The following is a 25,772-nucleotide window of genomic DNA, read 5'->3' as shown; positions in this document are numbered from 1 at the left end:
AGATTCGCTCGGCGGCGGCCGCCCCGCGGGTGGGCCGGTACGGGTGGGTCAGAGGGTCGGGAACCAGAGGGCGATCTCGCGGGCGGCGGACTCGTCGGAGTCGGAGCCGTGGACGAGGTTCTGCTGGACCTTGAGGCCCCAGTCGCGGCCCAGGTCGCCGCGGATCGTGCCGGGGGCAGCGGTCGTGGGGTCGGTCGTCCCGGCGAGGGAGCGGAAGCCGGGGATGACGTTCTGGCCCTGGGCGACGATCGCGAGGACCGGGCCGGACTTCATGAAGTCGACGAGCGGGGCGTAGAACGGCTTGCCCTCGTGCTCGGCGTAGTGCGCGGCCAGGAGGGCGTCGTCGGCGTTCTTCAGCTCGACGGCCACGAGCTCATAGCCCTTGGCTTCGATCCGCCGCAGGACCTCGCCGCTCAGGCCGCGGCGGACGCCGTCCGGCTTGACGAGGATCAGGGTGCGGGACACTGCTGAGGAGGTGGTGGTCATGCCTCAAACCCTAACCGGTGCGGCCGGGCGCCCCGGCGCCCTGCTCAGGCCCAGGACCGAGGCCCCGGCCCAGACAGGACCGCTCAGGTGACGTTCGGGGCCTTGTCCGGGTGCGCGGCGTCGTAGGCGGCGCGCTCCCGGTCGATCTTCGCACCCAGTCTGAGCGACACCACCCATAGCGCGACGAACACGATCGCGACCGGGAACATCAGCGGGACGACAAAGCCGGTGGCCAGGAGTGGGATCTGCACCACGGACCCGGCGACGTAGCCGCCGGGGGTGCCCACCATCCTGCTCAGCACGATGAGCACGACGGCGAGCACTCCCCCGGCAAGCCACACCTTCGACGACGGAGCGTCGACGAGCTTGTCCGCGACCAGAGTTGCAAAGAACACCACGAAGGCTTCCAAGATCAGCATCGTGGAGGTGAACTGTGGCTTCGCAGCCTTCTTCCTCACGATCCTCGGCGTCGCAGGCGACGCGTCCGAGGGGTCCCGGAGGGGACCGGACTGCGCAGGCAACTCTGATGAACTCACGGTCTCAGGATACCGACGTCGGAGCACCCGTCGGGTCACGAGGGTCACCCTGGGCCGTGTCGACAGTCACGTCGGATCCGACCCCGGAGCCGACGAGCGCACTGTCGAGACCGGCCAGCGTCGCGGCGTCGGCGTCGGCCAGCGCCTCGGCGCCCTCGACCGAGACCGCCTCACCACGGGCGACCATGCCTGCCTCGTTCGACAGCTTGACCTCGCGCAGGAACAGCGTGAAGACGAAGCCGATGGCCAGCAGCGGGACGAGGTACCAGAACGCCGGCGCGAGCGCGCTGGCGAATCCGTCGATGACGCCCTGCTTGAGCGGCTCCGGGAAGGCCTGGACCGCGGCCGGGGTGATGCCCGACGGGTCGAGCAGAGAGGCCTGGTCGGGCGGGACCGACGCCGCGACGTCGACGAGGTTGTTCGTCAGCCGGCCCGTGAAGATCGTGGAGAACACGGCAACACCGACGGCCGCACCGATCTCGCGGAAGAAGTTGTTCGAGCTCGTGGCCGTCCCGATCTCGTGGGGATCGACCGCGTTCTGCACCGCGAGCACGATCGTCTGCATGACGAGTCCCAGGCCGGCTCCGAGCACGAAGAGCATGACCCCGAAGACGAAGAGCGGGGTGTCGCCCTTGATCTGGGTCAGGGCCACCAGGCCGACCGTGGCCACGGCCATGCCCGCGATCGGGTACATCTTGTAGCGCCCGGTCTTGGTGATGAGGATTCCAGAGCCGATCGCGGTGATCATCATGCCGACCATCATCGGCAGCATGAGGAAGCCGGACTCGGTGACTCCCGCGCCCGAGGACATCTGCAGGAACGTCGGCAGGAAGCTCAGCGCGGCGAACATGCCCATGCCGATGACCAGACCCACGATGGTGGAGATCGCGAAGGTCCGGTTCTTGAACAGGTGCAGCGGGATGAGCGGCTCCTGAGCCCGGCGCTCGACGAGGATGAAGAGCGTCGTCGCAGCGACGAAGGCCACAGCGAGGGCGACCAGGCCCCCGTGCGACCAGTCATAGGAGTGCTGACCGCTCCAGCTCGTCCAGCTCGTGATGAGGACCAGGCTGGAGGTCGCGACGACCATGAGGAAGATCCCGGCGACGTCGATCTTCTTGCCGGAGCGGTGCGAGGGCAGCTTGAGGGTGACCCATGCGGTGATGAGCGCCGCGATGCCGATCGGGATGTTGATCCAGAAGCACCAACGCCAGTTCGCGTGGTCGGTGAACAAGCCACCGAGCAGCGGGCCGATCACGGCCGAGAGACCGAACAGCGCGCCCATCGGGCCCATGTACTTACCGCGCTCCTTGGCAGGCACGATGTCGGCGATGATCGCCTGAGACAAGATCATCAGGCCACCGCCGCCCAGGCCCTGCACCCCGCGCCAGACGACCAGCTGGCCGAAGTTCTGAGCGAACCCAGCCCCGGCGGAGGCGAGCGTGAAGAGCCCGATGGCGAACAGGAACGGCCAGCGCCGGCCCCACAGGTCGCCGAACTTGCCGTAGAGCGGCATGACGATCGCGATCGCGAGGATGTAGGCGGTCATCAACCAGCCCTGGTGCGCGACGCCGTTCAGCTCGCCGACGATCGTCGGCATGGCGGTTCCCAGGATCGACTGGTCGAGGGAGGACAGGAACATCGATGCCAGGAGCGCACCGAAGATCGTCCAGACCGTACGGGGGTTGAGCACGACGAGCGGTTTGTCGTCTGCGGTGGTGACGGGAGGGGCGGATGCCATGCGAGGGAACCTCTTCTTGGATCTTGGATCAGTCGGTCGCGAGCAGCCCACGCAGCTCTGCGACGACGACCGGAAGGTAGGTGACGGGCGGTTCGGTACGGCCGGCGCTGTCCCAGTGAGTCAGCGCGGAACGCACGATGAGCATGACGACCATGGCCGTGCTCTTCTCCGCGGGACCAGCCTCACCGACGCCGTTGCGCCGAGCGGCGAGCCGCTCGAACACGCCGCACTGCTCCTCGAACCACGCCATCTGGCGGACCAGGAGCCGCGGTTCGTGCTGGACGAGCCGCATGATCTGACCCATGCGGTCGAGATCCATCGGGAAGTCGGTCAGCTCGCCGGAGGCGAGCGCGGCGCAGTCGAGCAGGAGGTTGCCGGTAGGCCCCGCGTCCGCGAAGCACTCGGCCGCGCCAGAGTCGATCGACCACGGCGTGATGCCGAGCACGGCGTCGACCTTGGAGTCGAAGTAGTTGAAGAACGTCCGCTGGGAGACACCGACCCGGTCACAGATCATCTCGACCGTGACCGCGTCCAACCCGAGCTCGCACACGAGGTCGTGGCTCGCGGCGACCAGGGCCTCTCGGCGGGCGGCCTTCTTCCGCTCCCGCAGGCCGATAGGGGTGCTCGGCGCTGGTTCACGGATGTCATGCACCTGAAGAAAATACACTCACCGCAGTTTTGCAGTCAATGCAATATTGTGCGGGGCGAGCGTGGCCCGCGTCACAGCATCGAGCGTGCGGCCTCAGACCTCGCCGAAGCCGCCCTCGATCGCGTCGGCGACCGCGGCCACGGCCTCGCGTGCCTGCGGCCCGGTGGCGGAGAGGACCAGCCCCTGTCCCCCGGTCGCGCCGAGCTTCATGAGCTCGAGCACGCTCGCCCCGTTGACCCCGTTGACGGTGACCTTGGCGTCGAATCCGGCGATGAGCCGCGCCAGCACGGCCGCCGGGCGCGCGTGCAGCCCCAGCGGGTTGCGCACGACGACGGTCCGCTCGCAGGCGTCCGGATCGCTCACGACGACGTCCCGAGCAGTCTCGCCAGCAGGGGCGGACCCGTCACCCAGCCCGCCGTTGCGCACCGCAAATGTGCTGCCGGCATGCTCGGCGGACTCCAGGACCTCCGCGACCGTGCCGCCACCGTGGGCGGTCACCGCCGCGGCAACGGAGCCCTCGACGAAGGGCGCGTCCGCGAGCACCACACGTTCGGCGTCGTCGGACAACACCTCGAGCACTGACTCCACGGTGAGGATCGCGGACCCGAGGTCGGCGAGGACGACCACGCCGTCCGCCGCGGCCAGTCCCTGCGAGACCGCGTCGAAGACGCGGTCGTAGCTGGTGCCCAGCCCGCCGTCGGTCATCCCGCCCGCGGCGAGCAGCAGCACCTGGGGCGCCATCTGCTGAGCGAGCTCGACCGTGCCCTGCGCGAGGCGTTCGGAGTGCGAGACCAGGACGAGCGCCACCCGGGCCCTCATGCCGGCGCTCCGCACGCGCGGACCGCTGCCTGCAGCAGGATCACGCTCGATGCCGCACCCGGGTCCTTGTGGCCGATGCTGCGCTCCCCGAGGTAGCTCGCCCGGCCCTTCGTCGCGACGAGGGCGATCGTCGCCTCCGCGCCTGCGGCTGCCGCGCTCTCTGCGGCGACGAGCACGTCCTCGGGACTCGCGCCGGCGTCCGCAGCGAGGACCGCCGCGTCCACAGCCGGCGACCATGCATCGACCATCGTCTTCTCGCCCACCTGTGCCTTGCCACGCGCGGTGATGCCCTCGAGGGCCCCCTCGAGCAGGGCGACGACGGCGTGGGCGTCCAGCTCGGCGAGACCGCTGACCTTCGCGGCCCGCAGGAATGCCGTGCCGTAGAGCGGCCCGGAGGCGCCGCCCACCGACGACATCAAGGTCGTGGCGACGGTCTTGAGCACGTCGCCGATCAGTGGGGGTGCGTCCGGGATCAAGTCGAGCTTGAGAACGACCGCCTGGAACCCTCGGTTGAGGTTCTCCCCGTGGTCGCCGTCACCGATCTGCCGGTCGAGCTCGACCAGCTCGTCCTTTGCAGCGGCGATCGCCGCTGCGCTTTCCCGTGCCCATCGCTGTGCCCATGCCACGTCCAACGTCATTCCTGCCTCAGTCCCTCTCTAGACGCACCTGTTCCGCTCCCGCAGGAACCACGGTCGTCACCAGCGCAGCGCAGCGGTGTGGACGGGTGCGTCCCACAGCTCGGTGAGCTCGTCGTCCAGGCGGAGCACGGTCACCGAGGCACCCTGCATCTCCAACGACGTCACGTAGTTCCCGACGAGCGAACGCGCCACGATGATGCCGCGTTCTTCGAGGAGTCGGTGTGCCTGACGATAGACCACGTAGAGCTCCGACTGCGGCGTGCCACCCATTCCGTTAACGAACAGCAACACATTTTCTCCGCGAGCAACCTCGAGGTCTTCGAGGACCGGGTCGAGAAGCATGCCGGTGATGACGTCGGCCGAGGCCGCGGGGATGCGGTGTCGGCCCGGCTCGCCGTGGATCCCGATCCCGATCTCGACCTCGTCGTCAGGCAGGTCGAAGCTCGGGCGGCCCACGTGGGGCACCGTGCAGGCCGTCAGCGCAACGCCCATCGAGCGGACGTTCGCGTTGACCCGCGCCGCGATGGCCGCGACCGAGGCCAGGTCGTCACCGCGCTCCGCGGCGGCGCCGGCGATCTTCTCGACCGCGACCGTCCCAGCCACACCGCGCCGTCCGGCCGTGTAGAGGGAGTCCTTGACCGCCACGTCGTCGTCTACGACGACGACCGCGACGGACACGCCCTCGTCCTCGGCGAGCTCGACCGCGGTCTCGAAGTTGAGCACGTCACCGGTGTAGTTCTTGACGATGGCGAGCACGCCGCTACCGCTGTCCGCGGCCGTCAGGCCGGGGAGGATCTGGTCGGGGGTAGGTGAGGTGAACACCGCGCCCGGGACCGCGGCGTCGAGCATGCCGACGCCGACGAAGCCGGCGTGCAGCGGCTCGTGGCCGGCGCCGCCCCCGGAGACCAGGCCGACCTTTCCGGCAACCGCGCCGCCGCGGCGCAGCACCAGGAGCGGGTCGAGGCGCACCTCGACGATGTCGGAGTGCGCCCAGCCGAAGCCTTCGACGGACTCTGCGACCACGTGCTCGGGATCGTTGATGAGCTTTTTCATGACGTTGCCCTCCATCGCGCGCCAGCCAGGTCCGTCCATTGAAGCACCGAGGACGCGGGCCTGCTCATCCGAGACCGAGCAGCATCCGCGCCTCGGCGACCAGGACCACCGACCCGGTCACCAGGACCCCGGTGCCGGTGCCGACCCCCGTCGTGTCCTCGTTCTCGGCGAGGCCGGCGGCAACGTCGATCGCATCGTCCAGCCGGGGCGCGGAGTGCACCCGATCCTCGCCGAAGATCTCGGCGGCGATCTCTTCGAGGTCGTCGACGTCATGGGAGCGCGCCGAGCTCGACTGGGTGACGACGACCTCGGCGAGGATCGGCTCGAGAAGGGACAGGATCGTCTCGGCGTCCTTGTCCTCCAGGATGCCGACGACGCCGATCAGCCGGGTGAACTCGAAGGACTCCTCGATCGCGTCCACAAGCACCTGCGCGCCCGCGCCGTTGTGCGCGGCGTCGAGCACGATCGTCGGGCTGGACCGCACGACCTCGAGGCGACCCGGGGAGTCCGCCGCGGCGAAGGCCGCGCCGACGATGTCGCCGTCGAGCGCGCGACCGCCCGAGACGAGCGCCTCGGTGGCCGCGAGGGCAAGCAGCGCGTTGTGCGCCTGGTGCGCGCCGTAGAGCGGCAGGTAGATCTCGGTGTACAGGCCGGCCGGGGTGCGCAGGCTCATAAGCTGACCGCCCACCGCCGGGAAGCGCTCGGCGACCTCGAGGTCGGCGCCCTCGCGCAGCACCCGGGCGCCGCGGCGGGTCGCCTCGGCGAGGATGATCTCCTCGGCGATCGGGTTCTGCTCGGCGAGCACGACCGTCGCGCCGTCCTTGATGATCCCCGCCTTGTTCTCCGCGATCTCCTCGATCGAGTACCCGAGCCACTTCTGGTGGTCGAGGGAGATCGGGGTGACGACCGCGATCTCACCGTCGACGACGTTCGTCGAGTCCCACAGCCCGCCCATGCCGACCTCGACGATCGCGACGTCGATCGGGGCGTCGGCGAAGGCGGCGAAGGCCATCACGGTGAGCACCTCGAAGAAGCTCAACCGCGGTCCGCCCGCAGCCTCGGAGCGGGCGTCGATCATCTCGATGTACGGCTCGACGTCGCGGAACACCTCGACGAAGCCCTCGGCGCTGATCGGCTGACCGTCGATCGCGATGCGCTCGGTGACCGAGCTCATGTGCGGGCTGGTGAACCGGCCCGTGCGCAGCCCGTGCTCGCGGACGAGGCCCTCGAGCATGCGCGAGGTGGAGGTCTTGCCGTTGGTCCCGGTGATGTGGATGGTCCGGTACGCCTTCTGCGGATCGCCCAGCAGCTCGCACACGTCCCGGACGCGGTCCAGCGTCGGGTGGATGTCGTGCTCGGGGGCCCGGGACATGATCTCCCGGTAGACCGCGTCGAGCTCGGCCTGCACCTCGGGGGGCACGACCGGTCCGGTGTCCCGGCGTCGTCCGTTCTTGCGGGTGCTCACGCGTCGACTCCGTCTGTGGTGGCTGGGGTGGCTGCGGTGGCCGCCGTGACGGCGACCCGCCGTTCGGGGGTGGGCGATGTCTCGATGATGACCTCGACCGCGAGGGTCTCGCGGGCGATAAGGTCGCGGTGCTCGTCGACCGCAAGGATCCACTGCGCCGGCACGTCGAGGGACAGGACGATCCGGTCCCCGACGTTGAGGCCGGCGGCCTTGCGGGCGTCCTGGACGTCGCGCACGACGTCGCGGGCGTAGCCCTCGGCGATGAGCGTGTCGGTCAGCTCGAGGTCGAGGACCACGAACCCGCCGCCGGGAAGCACCGCGGCGGCCACCGTGGCCGCACCGGAGGCGTCGTCGCCGACGACCGTCACGAGCTCGTACTCGCCCTCGACGAGGGGAACCTCGCCGTCGGGCGTGATGACCACCACGACACCGTCTGCATCGGTGTGCCAGTCTCCCACCTTGGCGGCCTTGATGGCCGCCTGGACGCCGCGGCCCAGGCGCGGGCCGGCCGCGCGGGCGTTGACGTTGAGCCGGCGCGAGATGCCGAACTTCTCGGCCGCGCCCTCGGCCAGCGGGACGAGCGCGACAGACTTGACGTTGAGCTCGCTCTGCAGCAGCGCGGTATACGGCTCGAGCGCAGCGGTGTCCTCGACCACGACCGTGAGCGTGGCCAGCGGCTGGCGCACACGCAGCTGGTGCGCCTTGCGCAGGCCGAGGCTGAGCGAGACGACCGACCGGGTGCGGTCCATGCTGGCCACCAGGGCCGGGTCCGCGGCGAGCACGAGGCCAGCCTCGGTCGGTGCGCCGTCGGCGGTGAGCACGGGCCAGTCGGTCAGGTGCACGCTGCGCCCACCGGTCAGGCCGCGCCAGATCTCCTCCGACAGCAGCGGAGCGAGCGGCGCCATGACCTGGGTGAGCGTCTCCAGCGCCGTGAACAACGTGTTGAAGGCGTCGTCGTCCTCGGCCCAGAAACGGTCCCGCTGGGTGCGCACGTACCAGTTGGTCAGCGCGTCGAGGTACTGGCGCACGGTCTCGCAGGCCCCGGCGACGTCGAAGACGTCGAGCTGCGCCTGGACGTCGGTGACGAGGTTGTGGGTGCTCGCGAGCAGGTAGCGGTCCATGTCGGGCAGGTCGGCGACCTCGTCGGGAGTGACCCGGCGGGCGGTGTAGCCCGCCCCGGAACGCGCGGCCCCGGCGTAGAGCGTGAAGAAGTAGTACGTGCTCCACACCGGCAGCAGCACCTGACGCACCGAGTCGCGGATGCCCTCCTCGGTGACCACGAGGTTGCCCCCGCGCAGGATGGGCGAGCTCATGAGGAACCAGCGCATCGCGTCGGAGCCGTCGCGGTCCAGGACCTCTGAGACGTCGGGGTAGTTGCGCAGCGACTTGCTCATCTTGCGCCCGTCGGAGCCGAGCACGATCCCGTGCGAGACGGCGTTGCGGAAGGCGGGGCGGTCGAAGAGCGCGGTCGCGAGGACGTGCAGCATGTAGAACCAGCCGCGAGTCTGCCCGATGTACTCCACGATGAAGTCGCTCGGATAGTGGTTCTCGAACCACTCGGTGTTCTCGAAGGGGTAGTGCACCTGGGCGAAGGGCATCGAGCCGGAGTCGAACCACACGTCGAGCACGTCCGTGATGCGGCGCATCGTGGACTTGCCGGTGGGGTCGTCGGGGTTGGGGCGGGTCAGCTCGTCGATGAACGGGCGGTGCAGGTCCGTGACCGGCACGCCGAAGTCCGCCTCGAGCTCGGCAAGGGATCCATAGACGTCGATGCGCGGGTAGTTCTCGTCGTCGGACAACCACACGGGGATGGGAGTGCCCCAGTAGCGGTTGCGGGAGATCGACCAGTCGCGGGCGCCGGCCAGCCACTTGCCGAACTGGCCGTCCTTGATGTGCTCGGGCGTCCAGGTGATGTCCTGGTTGAGCTCGACCATGCGGTCGCGGATCGTCGTCACCGACACGAACCAGCTGGAGACGGCCTTGTAGATGAGCGGGTTCCGGCAGCGCCAGCAGTGCGGGTAGGAGTGCTGGTACGTCTCGTGGCGCAGCACGAGCGCGCGTCGGGCCGCATCGATGCGGGCCAATGGACCCGTGCCGTCCTTGAGGTCCTTGATGATGACCGGGTTGGCGTCGAAGACCTGCTCCCCCGCGTACTCGGGAACCTGGGTGGTGAAACGGCCGCGGGCGTCGACGGGGACGACCGTCTGGATGCCGGCCGCGAGGCACACGGCCATGTCGTCCTCGCCGAAGGCGGGGGCCAGGTGGACGAGGCCGGTGCCGTCCTCGGTCGTGACGAAGTCGGCCGCGAGGACCTGGTGGGCCTCGGGATTCTCGGGGTCGTTCGCAAAGTAGTCGAAGATGGGGGCGTAGCGCCGCCCGGCCAGATCGGAGCCCTTGACGGTGTGCAGCACGCGGGCCGAGGGGTCCTCGCCCAGGTCGAGCTCTTTGGCATAAGCACCCAGGCGCGCGGCGCCCAGGACGACCTCGTTGCCTGCGAGGACCGAGTCGTCCCCGGGCGTCACGACGACGTAGTCGACGTCCGGGCCGACGGCCACGGCGAGGTTGGACGGCAGCGTCCACGGCGTGGTGGTCCAGATGAGGACGACCTCGCTCGTGGGCGCGGCATCGGCGTCGAGCAGGCGCAGCGCCACGGTGAGGGCGGGGTCCTGGCGAGACTGGTAGACGTCGTCGTCCATCCGCAGCTCGTGGTTGGACAGGGGGGTCTCGTCGCGCCAGCAGTAGGGCAGCACTCGGTAGCCCTCGTAGGCCAGGCCCTTGTCGTAGAGCTGCTTGAAGGCCCAGATGACGGACTCCATGAAGGTGACGTCGAGGGTCTTGTAGTCGTTGTCAAAGTCCACCCAGCGCGCCTGGCGGGTGACGTACTGCTTCCACTCCTCGGAGTACTTCATGACCGACGTGCGGCACGCCTCGTTGAAGACGTCGATGCCCATGGCCTCGATCTGGGACTTGTCCGTGATGCCCAGGATCCGCTCGGCCTCGAGCTCGGCGGGCAGCCCGTGCGTGTCCCAGCCGAAGCGGCGTTCGACCTTCTCACCGCGCATGGTGCGGTAGCGCGGGACGACGTCCTTGGCGTAGCCGGTCAGCAGGTGCCCGTAGTGGGGCAGGCCGTTGGCGAAGGGCGGGCCGTCGTAGAAGACGAACTCGTTCGTCCCGTCCTGGCCTGCGGGGCGTGCGTCGATGGACGCCTGGAAGGTGCCGTCTTCCTTCCAGTACGCGAGCACCTGCTCCTCGAGGGCGGGCAGGTTGGGCGAGGCGACCACACCCGACTGCTCGGGGCGGTGCTTGGGGTACGTGGAGCCGGCGCTCTGCGCGGCTTGAGGGTTCTGGGGCGCCTGGGAGTTCTGGGCTGAGCTGGACATGAGGATGCGGCTCCTGTTGCGGGTGGTCCGAGTGGTGCGCGTGCCGTGCGAGGACGACTCCGGACGCTCGCGCGCCGTGCCGCGGTACCACCCCGCTTGCCGCCCGGTCCTGCTGGGCAACCACTCATGCCGGCTGTGACGGGCCATATCCGTCCGGTTCTACTGGGGCCCGCTAGGAGCGGCGCGCCTGTTCTTCCGGAGGCTCACCGGTGATGGCCGGGTCGACGCCTGTGTGGCCATGCTACCCGGCAATCCCCCGTCGCTGCCAGCGATTGGACTCCCCGACTACGACGCGGCGCGCTCGGGGGTCCCGTCGGTGCTGTGGCGGTTGCGTTCGGTGAACGCCGAGATGTCACGGGCCACCATCGACTCGATGGTCACGACGGACAGGTCCAGCGAGAGGTTGGAGAGGGCCGAGAGCTCACGGGGGCGGTCGAGGGAGAGGGCGAGGGTAGTCATGGCGAGTCCTTGGGGATCCTGGCTGGCGCCTGGACACACCATCGATCGCACTGGATCGCGCAAGATCGGGGTGGTCAGGCCGGGCGGTCGGAGGCGTTGGGCCTCAACAACACGCAGCCATGCACGACGCCGACGCACGAACCTGCTCGCGCACGGGGCGCGTGGCGAAGGTCTGCTCGGAGAAGGTCACTCGCCGATCATGCCAGCCCGGCGCGCGCACGCACAACCCCTGGACGAGTTTCCCACCCCCACCCCCGCGAAAATCACGTCGTGCGGCGCGCCACCTGCGTGTTCGAGACCTGCGCGCGCGGGCGGATCGTCAGGTGGTCGATGTTCACGTGATGCGGACGGGTCAGCGTCCACGTGATCGCGTCGGCGACGTCGCCAGCAGTGAGCGGCTCGTCGACGCCCGCGTAGACGGCGTCGGCCTTGGCCTGGTCGCCGTCGAACCTGGTCAGGGAGAACTCCTCGGTGTGGACCATGCCCGGGGCGATCTCGATCACCCGGACGGGCTCCCCCACGAGCTCGAGGCGCAGGGTGTCGGCAATGATCCGCTCGGCGTGCTTGGCCGCCACGTACCCGGCCCCGCCAGGGTAGGTCCCGTGCGCCGCGGTCGACGTGAGCACGACGACGTCCCCGCGACCGGAGTCGCGCAGCGCGGGCAGCAGCGCCTGGGTCACGGCCAGCGTGCCGAGCACGTTCGTCTCGTACATCCGCCGCCACTTCTCAAGGTCGGCGCCAGCCACGGTATCCGTCCCGAGCGCGCCGCCGGCGTTGTTGACGAGCGCGTGCACCGGCCCGCCCGCGGTGACCTGCGCGACCAGGCGGGCCACGTCGTCGGCCACCGTGATGTCGGCAACGACGTAGCTCGTGCCGGTCTCGGCTGCGAGCGCCGCGAGGCGGTCCTCGCGGCGAGCCACGGCGACCGTGTCCCACCCCAGCGCACGCAGCCGGCGCACGGTCGCGGCCCCGATGCCCGACGACGCGCCGGTCACGACCGCGCGCAGGGCGCCGGTGGAAGGTGCGGGGGTGACGGAGGCGTCGGTGGCGGATGTCATGGCTTCTCCAAGGGGGTGAGCGGGTACCGTACTTGTTCTAGCACGCCGGGCAGACTCTCCCTGTACGAGCCAGGGTCCGTCTCACCAAGAACGACTGGCCGGGCGCACCCTCGACACACGCTCTGGAAGGTACGACGACATGACGGTCGGATTCATCGGCACCGGGAACATGGCCACCGCGATCGTGCGCGGAATGATCGCCGGCGCGTTCCTGCCCCCTGACGAGATCGTCGTCTTCGACCCGAACGCCGACAAGCGCGAGGAGCTCGCCCACGAGCTGGGGGTCCGAGCTGCGGAGTCCAACGAGGCGTTGGTGGCGGAGAGCGACGTCGTCGTGCTCGCGGTCAAGCCGCAGATCCTCCCGCTGGTGCTCGCGCCACTTGCCGCGCAGATCGCCGACCGGCGCCGGGTGGTCGTGTCCATCGCGGCCGGGACGACGCTCGCCAAGCTCGAGTCGCTGCTCGCGGTCGAGGGCGCCGACGGCGGCGCCGCTCCGGTCGTGCGGGTCATGCCGAATGTCAACGCGATGATCGGCGCCGGGATGGCGGCGGTCTGCGGCAACGCCGCGGCCTCGAACGAAGACGTGGCCTTCGTCGTCGCGATGTTCACCGCGGTCGGTCAGGCCATCGAGCTCCCCGAGTCGCAGTTCTCCACGTACACCGCGATCGCGGGCAGCTCCCCGGCCTTCGCGTACCTGTTCATCGACTCCCTCGCCCGGGCGGCCGTGGCCGCCGGGATGGGCAAGGACCTCGCCACGCAGATCGCCGCTCAGACGGTGCTCGGCTCGGCCAAGATGGTCCTCGAGTCGGAGAAGTCCCCGTGGGACCTCATCGACATGGTCTGCTCCCCCGGCGGCACGACCGTCGCCGGCCTCCTCGCCCTGGAGGACCGCGGCTTCCTGTCCACGGTCGCCCACGGCGTCGCGGCGACGATCGCCCGCGACCAGGAGATGACGGCCGGCAGCTAGCGGGGGCGGGTAGTGTTCGTACTGATCCTGGACCTGATTTGGTCTGGTGGAGCGGCCCGGACTTGGGGCGCTGATCTTCGGTGCGAATATCCGCGCCTCCCGCTGACGCCTCACTCATCCGGAGATCATTCGTGCTGTATACCCGCACCCTGCACACCCGCACTCTGCCCGCCCTCGCGGCGGGCCTCGCCCTCGCCCTCACCGGGTGCGCCTCTTCCACCACGGCCAGCCCGACGCCGTCGGCCACGGCGTCTGCGACCGGCGAGGCCACAGCCGCCGGACCGACCGCCTACCCGCTCACCCTCGACAACTGCGGCTTCTCGGTGACCTTCGACGCCGCCCCCGAGGCGGTCCTGACGATCAAGTCGTCCACGACGGAGATGCTGCTCGCCCTCGGGCTGACCGACTCGATCGCCGCGACGGCCTTCCCCGACGGCCCCGTCGCGGACTGGCTCACCGACGCCGCCGCGACCAACCCGGCGATCGCGACCCCGCTGAGCGAGAAGGCCCCCGGCCCCGAGGCTGTGACCGAGGTCGAGCCCGACCTCGTCTACGCCGGCTGGGAGTCCAACCTCACGGCCGAGAGCGCGGGCGACCGAGCGACCCTGGCCACGCTCGGCGTGGCGACGTACGTGTCGCCGTCCGCCTGCAAGGAGGCCGCCTACCAGCCGAACCCGCTGACCTTCGACGACGTCTTCGCCGAGATCACCGAGGTCGGGACGATCTTCGACGCCTCCGACGCGGCCGCCGCGCTCGTCGCCGACCAGCGCGCCGAGCTCGCCGACATCACGCCCGACGCCCGGGGCCTCACCGCCCTGTGGTACTCCTCCGGCTCGGACATCCCCTACGTCGGTGCGGGCATCGGAGCGCCGCAGATGATCATGGACGCCGCCGGGCTCACGAACATCGCCGCGAGCGTCCAGGACAGCTGGGGACCGTTCTCCTGGGAAGAGGTCATCAGCGCCGACCCCGACGTCATCGTGCTCGTGGACTCCGCGTGGGGATCGACCGAGAAGAAGATCGCCCAGCTCGAGTCCAACCCGGCGACCGCGAACCTCACGGCCGTGCTGAACAAGTCCTACGTCGTGGTGCCGTTCCCGGCCACCGAGGCCGGCATCCGCAACGTCTCGGCCGCGGGTGACGTCGTCGCTCAGCTCGACGCGCTCCCCTTGGCTCCCGGCGCCGCAGGCTGACGATGGACAACGCCTACCGCGCCGACGCAACCGGAGCCCCCGCCGCAGGGCCGCTCGTCGAGCGGCCGGTCGCGCGCACGGCGTCGGGCACTGCGTCGGGCAACCTGCCCACCGAGGCCCGACGCCGCGCCCCGCGCCCCGGCGTGTGGCTGGGCGGCGCTGCCGTGGCGCTCGTGGTGACCGTGCTGGTGGCCGTGACCATCGGGACCGCGGACCTGAGCGTCGGCGAGGTGTGGCGGTCGATCGCCTGGCACGCGACCCACGGCCTCGGGCTGGGCGATGCGGTCTCGGTCGACCCGCTCAGCCGGCTGCGGGACGGCATCGTATGGGAGCTGCGCCTGCCCCGGGTGCTCACGGCCGCGGCCGTCGGTGCGGGGCTGGCGCTGTGCGGGGTGGTCATGCAGTCCCTGACCCGCAACCCGCTCGCCGACCCGTATCTCCTGGGCCTGTCCTCGGGGGCATCCCTCGGCGCGGTGGCCGTGGTCGTGCTCGGCCTGAGCGTGCTGCTCCCGGTCGCAGCCTTCACCGGAGCGGTGCTCGCCCTCGCCGCGGCGCTCGGGTTGGCCGGAGCGCTCGGGACGATCACGCCGACCCGGACGATCCTCGCCGGGCTCGCGATAAGCCAGCTGTGCGCGGCCGCGACGTCGTTCATCATCTTCTGGTCGGCGACCGGGGACACCTACCGGGAGATCCTGTCCTGGCTCATGGGCTCGGTGGCCGGGGCGACCTGGTCCTCGGTCGCGATCGCGGCCGGAGCGGTCCTTGTCCTCGGCGTGCCGCTCGCGCTGAGCGGGTCGGTGCTGGACGCCTTCACCTTCGGCGACACCGCGGCGTCAGCCCTGGGCATTCCGGTCAAGGGGACCAGATGGATCCTCCTGGTCGCGGTGGCCCTGCTGACCGGGGCGCTCGTGTCGGTGTCCGGGTCGATCGGCTTCGTGGGGCTCATCCTGCCGCACGCCGTGCGGCTGGTCACCGGTGCCCGGCACCGGCTGCTGCTGCCGCTGTCCGCCCTGTGCGGGGCGACGTTCCTCGTGTGGGCGGACACGCTCGCCCGGACGGTCTTCGCCCCGCGCGAGGTGCCGGTGGGGATCATCACCGCGGCGCTCGGGGCGCCGGTCTTCGCGGTGATCCTGTGGCGCGGGAGGGAGCGGGCATGAGCAGGACGCGGCCTGCGGATCGCGCCGACGGGTCCTCGGACGCGAGCGGGCTCTCCGTCGACGGGCTTGAGGTGGCGCGCGTGACCTGGTCGATCGGGGCCAAGCTCATCGTCGACGGCATCGACTGCACGGCTCCCGCGGGCGCGGTGACCGGCCTGATCGGCCCGAACGGCTCCGGCAAGTCCACCCTGCTGCGCGTGCTCGCCGCCGTCCAGACCCCCGACGAGGGCCGCGTGCTGCACGACGGCGAGGACCTGCTCGCGCTGGGGCGCCGCCGTCGAGCCCGGCGGCTGGCCTTCGTCGAACAAGATGCCGCGACCGATCTGCCGCTCAGCGTGCTCGACGCCGTGCTGCTCGGGCGCATCCCGCACCGGTCGCTGCTGGCCGGGGACTCCCCGGCCGACGTCGCGGTGGCTCGCGAGGCGCTCGCCCGGGCCGGCGTCGCCGAGCTGGCGGACCGGTCGCTGGGCACGCTCTCCGGCGGGGAGCGTCAGCGGGTGCACGTCGCCCGGGCCCTCGCCCAGGAGACACCTCTGCTGCTGCTCGACGAACCCACGAACCACCTCGACATCGCCGCCCAGCTCGCCGTGATGACCGTGCTGCGCAAGCTCGCCGCCGACGGCGTCACCGTGCTCACCGCGCTGCACGACCTCAACCTCGCAGCCGGGGCCTGCGACCACGTGGTGCTCCTCTTCCAGGGGCGGGTCGTCGCGGCCGGGAGCGCGGCGCGGGTGCTGATTCCCGAGGTCCTCGAGCCGGTGTACGGGGTGCGGTGCGACGTGCTGACGCATCCACGGACTGGGCGGCCGGTCCTGATCTTCGGGGAGTAGCTGCGTGCACGCCCACCATGGGCATGGCCACCACAGGCATGGCCACCACAGGCACGCGCCCACCGGGCAACGTCAGGTATCCGGTGGGAAGACCTGGGCGAAGTCGTCCTTCATGCTGACGACGAGCCAGTCGTCTCGCCCCGCCTGGGAGAGCGCGTTCTCGCTCCCGGTGTCATAGGCGTACTCGCGCACGTCGTCGTCGTGGTGGACGAGGAGCCCGAAGCGCGCCGACTCGAGCATCTGGATGTCGCCGTCGGCGTTGCCGGCGGCGAAGGCGGGCACATAGCCGGTGCGCTCGTAGATGTGCACCGGCTTGCCGGGGCCGTCGTCGATCCCGCCGCTGAGCTGAGCAGTGCGGTAGAGGGTCCCGTCCCGGTACTCGAGGGTGGGCGACGACCCGATGATCGCCTCGCGGGGCAGGCCGTAGATCTCCTCGCTGACGACCCGGACGAAGTCTCTGCCGCCGCCGGTCGTGATGAGCACCTTGAACCCCCGGCCGCGCAGCAGGTGCACCAGCTCGACCATCGGGGTGTAGGTCAGATGGTGCAGCGGCACGCCGAAGCGCGGGTGGTTGGCGCGGTCGAAGAAGTCCGCCACGGCGGCGTCGAACTCGTCGGGGGTCAGCCCCGCATAGGCGTCGCCGGCCCCCTGCAGCAGGTCGGCGACGTGGGCGTAGACGTCGGCGAACCAGGCCCGGTCCCCCTCGACGGCAGCCTTGTAGGGCTGCGTCTCACGCCGGCTCGGGTCCTCGGCGGCCATCTGCTGCCACCGGTTCAGGAGCAGCATGAACTGGACGTAGGCCGGCTTCTCGCACCACAGGGTGCCGTCGTTGTCGAAGGTCGCGATCCGTCTCCGCTCCTCGACGAAGGAGGGCGAGGTCGGGTCCGTCATCGCGTCCACGACCGCCAGGATCCGCTGCTTGGCGGCTCCTCCGGTCCACGACGGGAGGGGTGCCGGGATCAGCGCACTCATCGGTCACCCTCCCCTACTGGCTCGCCGTGGCGACCCGGAGCCGCTCCACCTGCGCTCGTTCCGGGAAGGGCAGGACGGTGCGGGCGACGTCGGGCATGGAGGTCTCCTTGCAGGTGGACGCGAGCGTGAGGGAGAGGCGTGCGGTGCTACCGGCGGCCTCTTCGGCGGCTGACGCCGTTGGCGACCACGGCCGCCGTGGCCACCGTGGTGGCCGTGCGGACGACCGGCGCCGGGCCGATCACTGCTGCGCGACGGATGCGTCGTCGGGCGATTCCCATATCAGTCTTCTTCCTGGTCGGTCTGGTCGTCTTCGTCGTTCTCGTCCGCCTCGATGGCAGCGAGGAGGGCCTGGGTGGCGATGCGACCGCTTGCCACGAGTTGTCCTCCCGCGCGGCGGACCGCCGCTCCGAAGGGCGCAGCCCAGGCGTTCTCCCAGACCAGGACCGCGGCTGTGGTTCCTGGGTCGACCGCCTCGGCGATGGCGGTCACGTCGTCCTCGCTGAGCAGCATCGCCAGCTCGGTCTCGAAGTCCCGTAGGCCACCGACCTCGCCGTCGTCAAGATCGGCGATCTCGAATCCTTCGACCGTCCCGTCAGAGTCCTTGCGGAGGATGAGCAGGTCGAGCACGCGGACGATGCCGCGATCCACCAGGTCTGCCAGCGCCGGGGCGATCTCTCCCTTGAACCTGCTGCCGGGAAACTCCACGACGATCCAGTCCACGGGACCGAGCTCGTCGGCTCCCTCAGAGTTTTGTGTATCCAGTGATTCTGTTGCGCTCATGCGAGGCACCTCGTTCGTCCACCGCCGACGGTCACCTCCGGGCGGCCTGATCAGCGGAGAATCTGCGGCCGTGCCGGGTGGGCGGGACGATCGCCCCGCCCAATGAGGTCTCGATCGAATCAGCCGCGGATGGTGAATCCAGGTCGCGCCCAGGAGTGAGATCCATGGGCGGCGCGGATCGAAGGAGACGACGCGAAAACGACGCCACCAGTGTGCAAGAGGCGAGGCCGGTTCGACTTGCTGGCCGGTCTCACCTTCGAGAGGGCCAGGGGCAACCGAGGATCGGCTGCGAAATGGGAATGTATTTCCAGTATGCGGGCACCGGGCGGACGCGGCAACGGCACGACCCCGGACTGCCGTTCGCCCGGCCGGCGGCGCCGAGCGGGCCGGGGCGCTCCGATCGCGCCCAGAGGTCGTCGCGCGGAAGGGGCCGTAGCGTAGAAGATATGGCGCATCATCGGGCGCCAGGCACGAATCGGCAGCGACATCGGCAGAGACAGCGGAGACAGTTATGGCTCACGGCGACATCACACACATCGACATCCCGGTCAGCGACTTCGGCCGCGCTACCTCGTTCTACAGCGCACTGTTCGGCTGGCAGATCGCAGAGGCCCCGGGCTTCGAGGGCTACCCCATGTGGCAGGCCCCCAACAAGATCAGCGGGGGCGGGCTCGCCCCACGATCTGAGGACTTCACCAGCCCGCGCAGCTACGTCGAGGTCGACTCGATCGACAACTCCCTCGCACAGGCCACCACGCTCGGCGGCAAGGTCCTGATGGAGAAGACGGAGATCACCCCGACGAGCTGGTGGGCTGTCGTCGAGGACACGGAAGGCAATGCGGTCGGGCTGTACGAGGGCACGACGTCCATGGAGTGAAGGTGTCCATGGAATGACAGCTACGCCGAGTCCCGCACGACGAGCGACGTCTGCAGCGTCATCGCCGCCGGGGCCTCACCGTCCATCACCTCGAGCAGCAGCCGCACCATCTCGGCGCTGATCCGCTCGAAGGGCTGGCGCATGGTCGTCAGCGCCGGGTGCAGTGCGGCGGCCACGCCCGAGTCGTCGAAGCCGCCCACGGCGATGTCCTGGGGCACCCTGCGTCCCGCAGACTGCAGCGCGACGAGCGCACCGGCAGCCATGAGGTCCGAGGCTACGAAAACCGCGTCGATGTCCGGGCGACGGCCGAGCAGGTCGCCCATCGCGAGGCGACCGCTCTCACGCGAGTAGTCCCCGTAGGCGACGAGGCTCTCGTCGTAGGCCTCACCGAGCGCGTCCTGGTACCCCGCCAGGCGCAGCGTCCCACCTGGGGTGTCGAGCGGGCCGGTGATCGTGGCGACCCGGGTCCGTCCGGTGTCCAGCAGATGCTGGGTCATCGTGCGCGCACCGGCGCGGTCGTCCGCGGCGACGTAGCCGACCTTCCCCTCATAGCCGAGCGGTACGCCGCAGGCCACGGTGGGTATCTGGTGCTTGAGCAGCTCGGCGACCATCGGGTTGCCCTGGTGGGAGCTGATCAGCAGCACCCCGTCGACATGACCTGCCGCCACGTACGACGCGATCCGGCGACGTTCCTCCGGGGTGCCGGCGAGCATGAGCAGGAGCGGGATCTCCCGCTTCGCGAGCTCGTGGGCAGCCCCGCGCAGCAGGATCGAGAAGTTGGGGTCCTCGAAGAGCAGGTGCTGCGGCTCGGTGAGCATGAACGCGACCGAGTTGGACCGGCCGGTCACCAGGCTGCGTGCGTGCTGGTTCGCCGAGTACCCGGTCGACCGGATCGCCTCGTTGACGGCCGCCAGTGCGTCGGGTGAGACCCAGTGCCCGCCGTTGATCACCCGAGACACGGTCCCGCGGGAAACCCCTGCAGCAGCCGCGACGTCACGGATCGTCGGCCGGCGCTTCGGCGCGCTTCCGGGAGCCTTGCCCGATTCCTTCACAGCACGAGAGTCTACTGACATGACTCAGGCCTTGACCCCACCGGCGGCCAGGTCGACCTGCCAGTAGCGCTGCAGCACGAGGAACAGCGCGACGAGCGGGATGATCGACAGCAACGCACCCGTGATGACGAGCGTGTACAGCGCCGGCTGGGACGCCCCCTGGTTGAGCAGCCCGGACAGCCCCACGGTGAGCGGGAACAGCTTGTCGTCGCCGAGCATGATGTACGGCAGCATGAAGTTGTTCCAGATCGCGACGAACTGGAAGAGGAACACCGTCACCAGGCCGGGCATCATCATGGGCACCGCGACCTGCATGAAGGTGCGGGTCTCGCTCGCGCCGTCGGTGCGCGCGGCCTCGATGATCTCGTCGGGCACCGAGGCCGCGGAGTAGATGCGGGCCAGGTAGATGCCGTAGGGGCTGATGATCGAGGGCAGCAGGACCGCCCAGTACGTGTTGGTCAGGCCGACCTGGGCGAGCAGCAGGTACTGCGGGATGGCGAGCACCACGCCCGGGACCAGCACCCCGGCCAGGAGGATGTTGAAGACGGCGGTCTTACCGCGGAAGGCATACTTCGCGAGCGCGTAGCCGGCCATCGCAGACACGACGACGGACAGCATCGCACCGACGCCGGCGTAGAGCGCGGTGTTGAGCATCCACCGCCAGAACAGCCCGTCGCGGTACGCCGCGAGGTCGCCGATGTTCTCGAAGAGGTGCGTCGACGGGGCGAAGGTGAAGGACGAGAAGAGCTCGCGCCCGGACTTCGTCGCGGCGACAAGCACCCAGGCGACGGGCAGCAGGCAGTAGGCCGCGCCGACGAGCAAGATCGCGGTGGCGCTGCCGCTCGGGCGTTCGCCCGCGCCGCGCACGGTCTTGCGACTCGCGCGACCAGCGCGGCGTCGGGCGGAGGGCGTCAGGACGGCGGCTCCACCGGAGCGGGTGTCATGAGTGTGGGTCAGGGCGGGCATGGTCACTTCTCCTGGCCGAAGGCGCGGTTCTGGACGAGCCGCAAGAACCCGAACGAGAGGACAAAGGTTGCGAGGGCGATGATCACGGACGTCGCCGCGGCCGAGTTGAGGTCGCCGCGCACGAAGGCGTCGCGGTAGACCTTCATCAGCGGAGTCCACGTGCTCGAGATCGTGTTGCTCAGGGGCTTCAGAGTCGTCGGCTCGGCGAACACCTGGAGCGTGGCGATCATCGAGAACACGCAGGTCATGATGATCGAGGGGATGACCGAGGGGATCTTGACCCGGGTGGCGATCTGGATCTGCGAACACCCGTCGAGCTCGGCAGCCTCATACATCTCGGTCGGGATCGCCTTGAGCGCGGTGTAGATGACCACCATGTTGAATCCGACCCCGCCCCAGATGGCGATGTTCGCGACCGCGAAGATCACCAGGTTGGAGGAGAACAGGGAGGGTACCTCCCAGCCGAGCTTGTCGAAGACGTAGTAGAACGGACTGACCCCGGGCAGGTACAGGAAGCCCCACAGCAACGAAGAGATGACCGCCGGGACGGCGTAGGGCAGGAATATCGAGATCCGGGAGAACGTCTTCGCCCGGCTGCGACGTGCGTCGAGCAGCAGGGCGAAGAGGAGCGCCAGTCCCAGCATGATCGGGACGACGAGCAGGCCATAGAGCGCCACCCGGCCCACCGACGCGAGGAACTCGGGGTCGGAGAGCGCGTTGACGTAGTTCGTGAAGCCGTTCCAGACCTCGGTGCGCGTGCCCTTGCCCAGGCCGAGCCCGCTGACCTTCTCCGCGCGGAAGCTGAGATACACCGCGTACCCGATGGGGAGGGCGAGGAAGAGCGCGAACAGCACGATCGCAGGGGCGAGGAACGCCCAGGGTGCGGCTGACTTGCGCCGGAGCCCGGGCTTGCGCCGTCGGGCAGGGACTGTCGGTGGTGCGGTGACGACCGCACGCGGATGGGTGGTGCTCACGTTCTCTCCTTCGACCTCAGGTCGGGGCTGCTTCAGGGGCTGGACCATGCACGACGACGACCGCCCGCCTCCGCGAGGGAGGCGGGCGGCCGCGCGGGTCACTCCTTGACGCTGAACCCGGAGTTCTTGAGGTCCTCCAGGGTCACCTTCTGCATGGCTGCGACCGCGTCGAGGAACTTGGCCTGCGACTTGGCCTCGGCTGCCTTGCCGAACTCGTCGTTGTACGCGGAGTATGCGACGTTGACGTTGGGGCCGTAGGTGAAGCTGCCGGCCGTCTTCGCGGTCTCGCCGGCGATCTCGAAGAAGTCGGGCTGGTTGGAGAAGAACGCGGGCGGCTCGGCGAGCGCACCGGCCTGGGCCGGTGAGTACGCCGGGTAGATGCCCGACTCGGTGACGAGCGCGTTCACCGCGTCCTGGGAGGTGTTGAGCCAGGTGATGAACTCCGCGGCCTCGGCCGGGTGCTTGGACTGCGACGTCACGGCCGTGGCCGATCCGCCCCAGTTGCCGGTGGCCGGCTTGGCGGCATCCCACTGAGGCATGGGGGCCATCTTCCACTTGCCCTGGGTGTCGGGGGCGTTGCCCTCGAGTACTCCGGGAGCCCACACCGCAGACAGCCACCCGACCTCGGTGCCGTTGTTCAGCGCGGCGTTCCACTCGGGGGTGTACATCGGCTTGTTGTTGATGACGCCCTCTTCGACGAGGCCGCCCCAGTAGCTGGCGACCTTCTCCGTCGCGGTGTCGTCGATCGAGACGGTCCAGGCGTCACCGTCGATGCCCCACCAGGAGGCGCCGGCCTGCTGGGCGAGGCCGGTGAACCAGCCTGCGTCCGTGGCGGAGAACGTCCCGAGGTACACATTCGGGTCGGCCGCGTGGATAGCCGCGGCCGCGGCCGCGTACTCGTCCCAGGTGGTCGGGACGGCGATGCCGAGGTTCTCGAAGACGTCGGCGCGGTAGTAGAACTGCATGGGGCCGGAGTCCTGCGGGACACCGTAGACGGCCTCGGAGCCGAGCGTCACCGCGTTCCAGATGCCCTCGGGGAAGCCGGCTGCGACGTCGGCCGGGATCTCGCCGGAGATGTCGGCGAGGGCATCCGAGGAGACCAGGGTGGGGATCTTCTGGTACTCGGCCTGCATGATGTCGGGGGCACCGGAGCCCGCCTTGATCGCGGTCAGGAGCTTCGTGACGGCGGGGTCGCCGCCATCCTGCTTGTTGACCGTGACCTGGATGTCGGGGTTCTCTGCGTTCCAGAGAGCGACGACCTTGTCCATGTTCGGCGCCCAGGTCCAGAAGGTCAGCTCCACCTTCTCGCCCGACGCCTTGCCGGTGGAACCGTCCGTGCCGGTGCCGGCGTCGTCGCTGCTCGAGCAACCCGTGACCAGGAGCGCGGCCGCTGCGAGCGCTGCTGCTGCCTTGAAACCTGTGGTCAGGCGCATGAATCCTCCTCATTAAGGACCGCCGCCCGCGCTCGATCCGTGCCGAGGCGCCTCACGACGATGTGAAAAACTGTGCACGGTCACAGTACCTGCCTCTCGCCCCGGCTTGTCAACACGGTCATTGATCGTGTTACCTAGTTGTTGCACGGCCAATGATGACTGTGATCGTGCACAGGATTGCACCTAAAGGAGTGACATGACGTCTGCACAGCCCCGTCCGGTCGGCCCCCGTTTCGAGGGGTGGCTGACCGGGATCGACTCGATCTGCTACGGAGGGGACTACAACCCCGAGCAGTGGCCCGAGGAGGTGTGGGAGCAGGACGTCACCCTCATGCACGAGGCCGGGGTCAACCTCGTGAGCATCGCCATCTTCAGCTGGGCACTGCTCGAACCGCGCGAAGGCGAGTTCGACTTCGCCTGGCTCGACCGGCTCGTCACTCTGCTGCACTCCCACGGGATCCGGATCGACCTGGCCACGCCGACGGCCTCCCCGCCCGCGTGGTTCTTCCACACCTACCCCGAGGCGCGGGTTGTCACCCGCGAGGGCACCGTGCTGGGCTTCGGCTCGCGCGGCATGGCCTCGCCGTCCTCCCCCGCCTACCGGGCTGCGGCCCTGCGGATCACCGAGCAGCTGGCGGACCGCTACGGCTCCCACCCGGCCCTCGCCCTGTGGCACGTCCACAACGAGTACGGAGCTCCCGTCTCCGAGGACTACTCCCCCGCCAGCGCCGCCGCCTTCCGCGAGTGGTTGCGCGCCCGCTACAGCTCCCTCGACGGGCTGAACGCCGCCTGGGGCACCCGGTTCTGGGGGCAGGTCTACGGCGAGTGGGAGCACGTCGGCGTCCCGGCCGCCACGCCGTCGGTCGCCAACCCGGCCCAGTGCCTGGACTTCGCCCGCTTCACCAACGACTCCCTGCTCGCGTGCTTCATGGCCGAGCGGGACGCGATCCACGCCCGCTCCCAGGTCCCCGTGACGACCAACTTCATGGCGGCCGAGTGCCCCTCGACCGATCTGTTCGCCTGGGGCCGTGAGGTGGATGTGGTCTCCAACGACCACTACCTCACCGCCGCCGACCCGCGCGCCGAGGTGGGCCTCGCCCTCGCCGCCGACCTCACGCGATCCGTCGCGGGAGGCAAGCCGTGGCTCCTGCTCGAGCACTCGCCGTCGGGCGTGAACTGGCAGCCGCGCAACGTCGCCAAGCGCCCCGGCGAGATGGCCCGCAGCGCGTTCTCCCATGTGGGACGCGGCGCGGACGCCGTCATGTTCTTCCAGTGGCGGGCCTCGCGCTCGGGCGCGGAGAAGTTCCACGGCGCGATGCTCCCGCACGCGGGCACGTCTTCAAGGGTCTGGCGCGAGGTCGTCGCCCTCGGCGCGGACCTGGCAGCCGCGAGCGAGCTGCGCGGCTCGCGCGTCACGTCCGACGTCGCGCTGCTGTGGGACCAGGAGTCGCTGTGGGCCCAGGGGCTGGAGTGGCACCCCTCGGTCGATGTGAACGCCCGCGAGCGGATCAACACGTTCTACGACCGCTTCTGGCGCGACGGCGTGGCCGTCGACTTCGCCCACCCGGCCCAGGACCTCTCCGGGTACAAGCTCGTGGTGGCCCCGGCGTCCTACCTGCTGACCGCCGAGTCCGCGGCGAATGTCACCCGGTTCGTCGAGGGCGGCGGCGTGCTCCTGGTGTCGTTCTTCTCCGGGATCGTCGACGAGAACGACGCCGTGCACGAGGGCGGCTTCCTCGCCCCGCTGCGCAGGGCGCTCGGCGTGACGGTTGAGGAGTTCCTGCCGCTGCGCGAGGGCAAGACCCTTCAGGTGACGCTCGACGGCGGCGACGTAGCACCTGGCCTGTCCGGAGTCCTGACCGGCTCGGTGTGGGCGGACGACCTCACCCTGGCCGGGGCCACCGTGGTGGGCACCTACCTCGACGGACCTGCGCCGGGTGCACCCGCGATCACGCGGAACACCCTCGGCTCCGGCTCCGGCTGGTACGTCTCCACCCAGCTCGACGTCGACGCGCTCGCGAGGATCCTGGCTCCCGTCTATGCCGACGCCGGCCTCGCCCCGAGCGGACTGCCGGAGGAGCTTGAGGTCATGCGCCGGGTGGGCGTCGACGCAGACTACGTCCTTGCGATCAACCACAGCGGGGGCGACCTCAGGGTCGACGGTCCGGTTCTGGCGGGTTCCGCCGCCGGGGTGACGGACCTGCTCACCGTGGCCGCCGTCGTCGGCTCCGTCACGGTCCCGGCGGGCGGGGTGCGCGTCCTGCGCATCCCCCACCCAGCCTCCTGACCG

The 25,772-nt window shown here is 69.9% G+C and carries 23 protein-coding genes; 6 read left to right on the top strand and 17 right to left on the bottom strand.

What is annotated here, in order from left to right; genetic code table 11:
• Positions 1-48: 48 nt before the first annotated feature.
• The 11 genes from ndk to BLQ50_RS09120 form a co-directional block, all read right to left on the bottom strand.
• Positions 49-486, bottom strand: coding sequence for a nucleoside-diphosphate kinase (gene ndk, locus BLQ50_RS09165; protein ID WP_093183037.1), 438 nt, complete (start codon positions 484-486; stop codon positions 49-51).
• 83 nt (positions 487-569) lie between these two features.
• Positions 570-944 carry a DUF4233 domain-containing protein gene (locus BLQ50_RS09160; protein WP_281181317.1) on the bottom strand — a complete coding sequence of 125 codons (375 nt, stop codon included), beginning with the start codon at positions 942-944 and terminating at the stop codon, positions 570-572.
• A gap of 82 nt (positions 945-1,026) precedes the next feature.
• Positions 1,027-2,760, bottom strand: coding sequence for an MDR family MFS transporter (locus tag BLQ50_RS09155; protein ID WP_093183036.1), 1,734 nt, complete (start codon positions 2,758-2,760; stop codon positions 1,027-1,029).
• Positions 2,761-2,788: 28 nt separating this feature from the next.
• Positions 2,789-3,412 (bottom strand): TetR/AcrR family transcriptional regulator, encoded by a 624-nt coding sequence (locus BLQ50_RS09150; RefSeq protein WP_175559080.1) that lies wholly within the window; start codon positions 3,410-3,412, stop codon positions 2,789-2,791.
• 90 nt (positions 3,413-3,502) lie between these two features.
• Positions 3,503-4,228 (bottom strand): dihydroxyacetone kinase phosphoryl donor subunit DhaM, encoded by a 726-nt coding sequence (gene dhaM, locus BLQ50_RS09145; protein WP_093183332.1) that lies wholly within the window; start codon positions 4,226-4,228, stop codon positions 3,503-3,505.
• Positions 4,225-4,866, bottom strand: a complete 642-nt coding sequence (gene dhaL / locus BLQ50_RS09140; RefSeq protein WP_093183033.1) for a dihydroxyacetone kinase subunit DhaL — start codon at positions 4,864-4,866, stop codon at positions 4,225-4,227. Before dhaL ends, dhaM begins: the two co-directional genes overlap by 4 nt.
• Positions 4,867-4,923: 57 nt before the next feature.
• The gene (gene dhaK, locus BLQ50_RS09135) at positions 4,924-5,919 is read right to left on the bottom strand and encodes a dihydroxyacetone kinase subunit DhaK (RefSeq protein ID WP_093183331.1); all 996 of its coding nucleotides are present in this window, start codon (positions 5,917-5,919) and stop codon (positions 4,924-4,926) included.
• A 64-nt stretch (positions 5,920-5,983) separates the two neighbouring features.
• Positions 5,984-7,384: a bifunctional folylpolyglutamate synthase/dihydrofolate synthase gene (locus BLQ50_RS09130; protein ID WP_093183031.1), complete on the bottom strand. Its 1,401-nt coding sequence runs from the start codon at positions 7,382-7,384 to the stop codon at positions 5,984-5,986.
• The gene (gene ileS / locus BLQ50_RS09125; protein WP_093183030.1) at positions 7,381-10,764 is read right to left on the bottom strand and encodes an isoleucine--tRNA ligase; all 3,384 of its coding nucleotides are present in this window, start codon (positions 10,762-10,764) and stop codon (positions 7,381-7,383) included. Before ileS ends, BLQ50_RS09130 begins: the two co-directional genes overlap by 4 nt.
• A 285-nt stretch (positions 10,765-11,049) precedes the next feature.
• A complete protein-coding gene (locus BLQ50_RS18630; RefSeq protein ID WP_175559079.1) occupies positions 11,050-11,223 on the bottom strand; it encodes a hypothetical protein in 174 nt (57 codons plus the stop codon).
• A gap of 263 nt (positions 11,224-11,486) precedes the next feature.
• Positions 11,487-12,281, bottom strand: a complete 795-nt coding sequence (locus BLQ50_RS09120) for an SDR family NAD(P)-dependent oxidoreductase (RefSeq protein ID WP_093183028.1) — start codon at positions 12,279-12,281, stop codon at positions 11,487-11,489.
• Positions 12,282-12,420: 139 nt separating this feature from the next.
• Between BLQ50_RS09120 and proC the strand changes: the two genes are divergently transcribed.
• The 4 genes from proC to BLQ50_RS09100 all read left to right on the top strand — a co-directional run bounded on the left by proC (position 12,421) and on the right by BLQ50_RS09100 (position 16,428).
• Positions 12,421-13,248 carry a pyrroline-5-carboxylate reductase gene (proC, locus tag BLQ50_RS09115; RefSeq protein ID WP_093183027.1) on the top strand — a complete coding sequence of 276 codons (828 nt, stop codon included), beginning with the start codon at positions 12,421-12,423 and terminating at the stop codon, positions 13,246-13,248.
• A gap of 131 nt (positions 13,249-13,379) precedes the next feature.
• Complete coding sequence (locus tag BLQ50_RS09110; RefSeq protein ID WP_245701033.1) at positions 13,380-14,441, top strand: putative F420-0 ABC transporter substrate-binding protein; 1,062 nt, start codon at positions 13,380-13,382, stop codon at positions 14,439-14,441.
• A 2-nt stretch (positions 14,442-14,443) separates the two neighbouring features.
• Positions 14,444-15,598 carry a putative F420-0 ABC transporter permease subunit gene (locus BLQ50_RS09105; protein ID WP_093183025.1) on the top strand — a complete coding sequence of 385 codons (1,155 nt, stop codon included), beginning with the start codon at positions 14,444-14,446 and terminating at the stop codon, positions 15,596-15,598.
• The gene (locus BLQ50_RS09100) at positions 15,595-16,428 is read left to right on the top strand and encodes a putative F420-0 ABC transporter ATP-binding protein (protein WP_093183024.1); all 834 of its coding nucleotides are present in this window, start codon (positions 15,595-15,597) and stop codon (positions 16,426-16,428) included. The genes BLQ50_RS09105 and BLQ50_RS09100 overlap by 4 nt, the downstream gene beginning before the upstream one ends.
• Positions 16,429-16,500: 72 nt before the next feature.
• Here BLQ50_RS09100 and BLQ50_RS09095 read toward each other — a convergent pair whose 3' ends face one another.
• Together BLQ50_RS09095 and BLQ50_RS09090 are read right to left on the bottom strand one after the other, a co-directional pair.
• Positions 16,501-17,400, bottom strand: a complete 900-nt coding sequence (locus BLQ50_RS09095) for an HAD family hydrolase (protein WP_093183022.1) — start codon at positions 17,398-17,400, stop codon at positions 16,501-16,503.
• A gap of 279 nt (positions 17,401-17,679) precedes the next feature.
• Positions 17,680-18,180 (bottom strand): DUF6325 family protein, encoded by a 501-nt coding sequence (locus BLQ50_RS09090; protein ID WP_093183021.1) that lies wholly within the window; start codon positions 18,178-18,180, stop codon positions 17,680-17,682.
• 511 nt (positions 18,181-18,691) lie between these two features.
• Between BLQ50_RS09090 and BLQ50_RS09085 the strand changes: the two genes are divergently transcribed.
• Positions 18,692-19,057, top strand: a complete 366-nt coding sequence (locus BLQ50_RS09085; protein ID WP_093183019.1) for a VOC family protein — start codon at positions 18,692-18,694, stop codon at positions 19,055-19,057.
• 20 nt (positions 19,058-19,077) lie between these two features.
• Here the strand turns inward: BLQ50_RS09085 and BLQ50_RS09080 are convergent, their stop codons facing one another.
• The 4 genes from BLQ50_RS09080 to BLQ50_RS09065 form a co-directional block, all read right to left on the bottom strand.
• Entirely contained in the window at positions 19,078-20,130 is a 1,053-nt protein-coding gene (locus BLQ50_RS09080; protein ID WP_093183018.1) for a LacI family DNA-binding transcriptional regulator, read from the bottom strand.
• 3 nt (positions 20,131-20,133) lie between these two features.
• Complete coding sequence (locus tag BLQ50_RS09075) at positions 20,134-21,075, bottom strand: carbohydrate ABC transporter permease (RefSeq protein WP_093183016.1); 942 nt, start codon at positions 21,073-21,075, stop codon at positions 20,134-20,136.
• Positions 21,076-21,077: 2 nt separating this feature from the next.
• Positions 21,078-22,049, bottom strand: coding sequence for a carbohydrate ABC transporter permease (locus BLQ50_RS09070; protein WP_425424085.1), 972 nt, complete (start codon positions 22,047-22,049; stop codon positions 21,078-21,080).
• A gap of 98 nt (positions 22,050-22,147) precedes the next feature.
• Positions 22,148-23,482, bottom strand: coding sequence for an ABC transporter substrate-binding protein (locus BLQ50_RS09065; RefSeq protein WP_093183013.1), 1,335 nt, complete (start codon positions 23,480-23,482; stop codon positions 22,148-22,150).
• Positions 23,483-23,678: 196 nt separating this feature from the next.
• Here BLQ50_RS09065 and BLQ50_RS09060 point away from each other — a divergent pair, with 196 nt between their 5' ends.
• Positions 23,679-25,769, top strand: a complete 2,091-nt coding sequence (locus BLQ50_RS09060) for a beta-galactosidase (protein WP_093183012.1) — start codon at positions 23,679-23,681, stop codon at positions 25,767-25,769.
• Positions 25,770-25,772: the final 3 nt, after the last annotated feature.

It is taken from the genome of Sanguibacter gelidistatuariae, from assembly GCF_900096585.1.
GTDB lineage: Bacteria > Actinomycetota > Actinomycetes > Actinomycetales > Cellulomonadaceae > Sanguibacter > Sanguibacter gelidistatuariae.
The sequence above is the reverse complement of the archived record's forward strand: the minus strand, read 5'-3'. Positions and strand labels throughout refer to the sequence as shown.

What these genes read in the sequence shown, in the direction of transcription:
- BLQ50_RS09065 (WP_093183013.1), bottom strand. Translation starts at nt 23,482, where the DNA reads ATGCGCCTGACCACAGGTTTCAAGGCAGCAGCAGCGCTCGCAGCGGCC.
- proC (WP_093183027.1), top strand. Translation starts at nt 12,421, where the DNA reads ATGACGGTCGGATTCATCGGCACCGGGAACATGGCCACCGCGATCGTG.
- ileS (WP_093183030.1), bottom strand. Translation starts at nt 10,764, where the DNA reads ATGTCCAGCTCAGCCCAGAACTCCCAGGCGCCCCAGAACCCTCAAGCC.
- dhaM (WP_093183332.1), bottom strand. Translation starts at nt 4,228, where the DNA reads ATGAGGGCCCGGGTGGCGCTCGTCCTGGTCTCGCACTCCGAACGCCTC.
- BLQ50_RS09085 (WP_093183019.1), top strand. Translation starts at nt 18,692, where the DNA reads ATGGCTCACGGCGACATCACACACATCGACATCCCGGTCAGCGACTTC.
- dhaL (WP_093183033.1), bottom strand. Translation starts at nt 4,866, where the DNA reads ATGACGTTGGACGTGGCATGGGCACAGCGATGGGCACGGGAAAGCGCA.
- BLQ50_RS09080 (WP_093183018.1), bottom strand. Translation starts at nt 20,130, where the DNA reads ATGTCAGTAGACTCTCGTGCTGTGAAGGAATCGGGCAAGGCTCCCGGA.
- BLQ50_RS09120 (WP_093183028.1), bottom strand. Translation starts at nt 12,281, where the DNA reads ATGACATCCGCCACCGACGCCTCCGTCACCCCCGCACCTTCCACCGGC.
- BLQ50_RS18630 (WP_175559079.1), bottom strand. Translation starts at nt 11,223, where the DNA reads ATGACTACCCTCGCCCTCTCCCTCGACCGCCCCCGTGAGCTCTCGGCC.
- BLQ50_RS09095 (WP_093183022.1), bottom strand. Translation starts at nt 17,400, where the DNA reads ATGAGTGCGCTGATCCCGGCACCCCTCCCGTCGTGGACCGGAGGAGCC.
- BLQ50_RS09155 (WP_093183036.1), bottom strand. Translation starts at nt 2,760, where the DNA reads ATGGCATCCGCCCCTCCCGTCACCACCGCAGACGACAAACCGCTCGTC.
- BLQ50_RS09075 (WP_093183016.1), bottom strand. Translation starts at nt 21,075, where the DNA reads ATGCCCGCCCTGACCCACACTCATGACACCCGCTCCGGTGGAGCCGCC.
- dhaK (WP_093183331.1), bottom strand. Translation starts at nt 5,919, where the DNA reads ATGAAAAAGCTCATCAACGATCCCGAGCACGTGGTCGCAGAGTCCGTC.
- ndk (WP_093183037.1), bottom strand. Translation starts at nt 486, where the DNA reads ATGACCACCACCTCCTCAGCAGTGTCCCGCACCCTGATCCTCGTCAAG.
- BLQ50_RS09090 (WP_093183021.1), bottom strand. Translation starts at nt 18,180, where the DNA reads ATGAGCGCAACAGAATCACTGGATACACAAAACTCTGAGGGAGCCGAC.
- BLQ50_RS09060 (WP_093183012.1), top strand. Translation starts at nt 23,679, where the DNA reads ATGACGTCTGCACAGCCCCGTCCGGTCGGCCCCCGTTTCGAGGGGTGG.
- BLQ50_RS09100 (WP_093183024.1), top strand. Translation starts at nt 15,595, where the DNA reads ATGAGCAGGACGCGGCCTGCGGATCGCGCCGACGGGTCCTCGGACGCG.
- BLQ50_RS09105 (WP_093183025.1), top strand. Translation starts at nt 14,444, where the DNA reads ATGGACAACGCCTACCGCGCCGACGCAACCGGAGCCCCCGCCGCAGGG.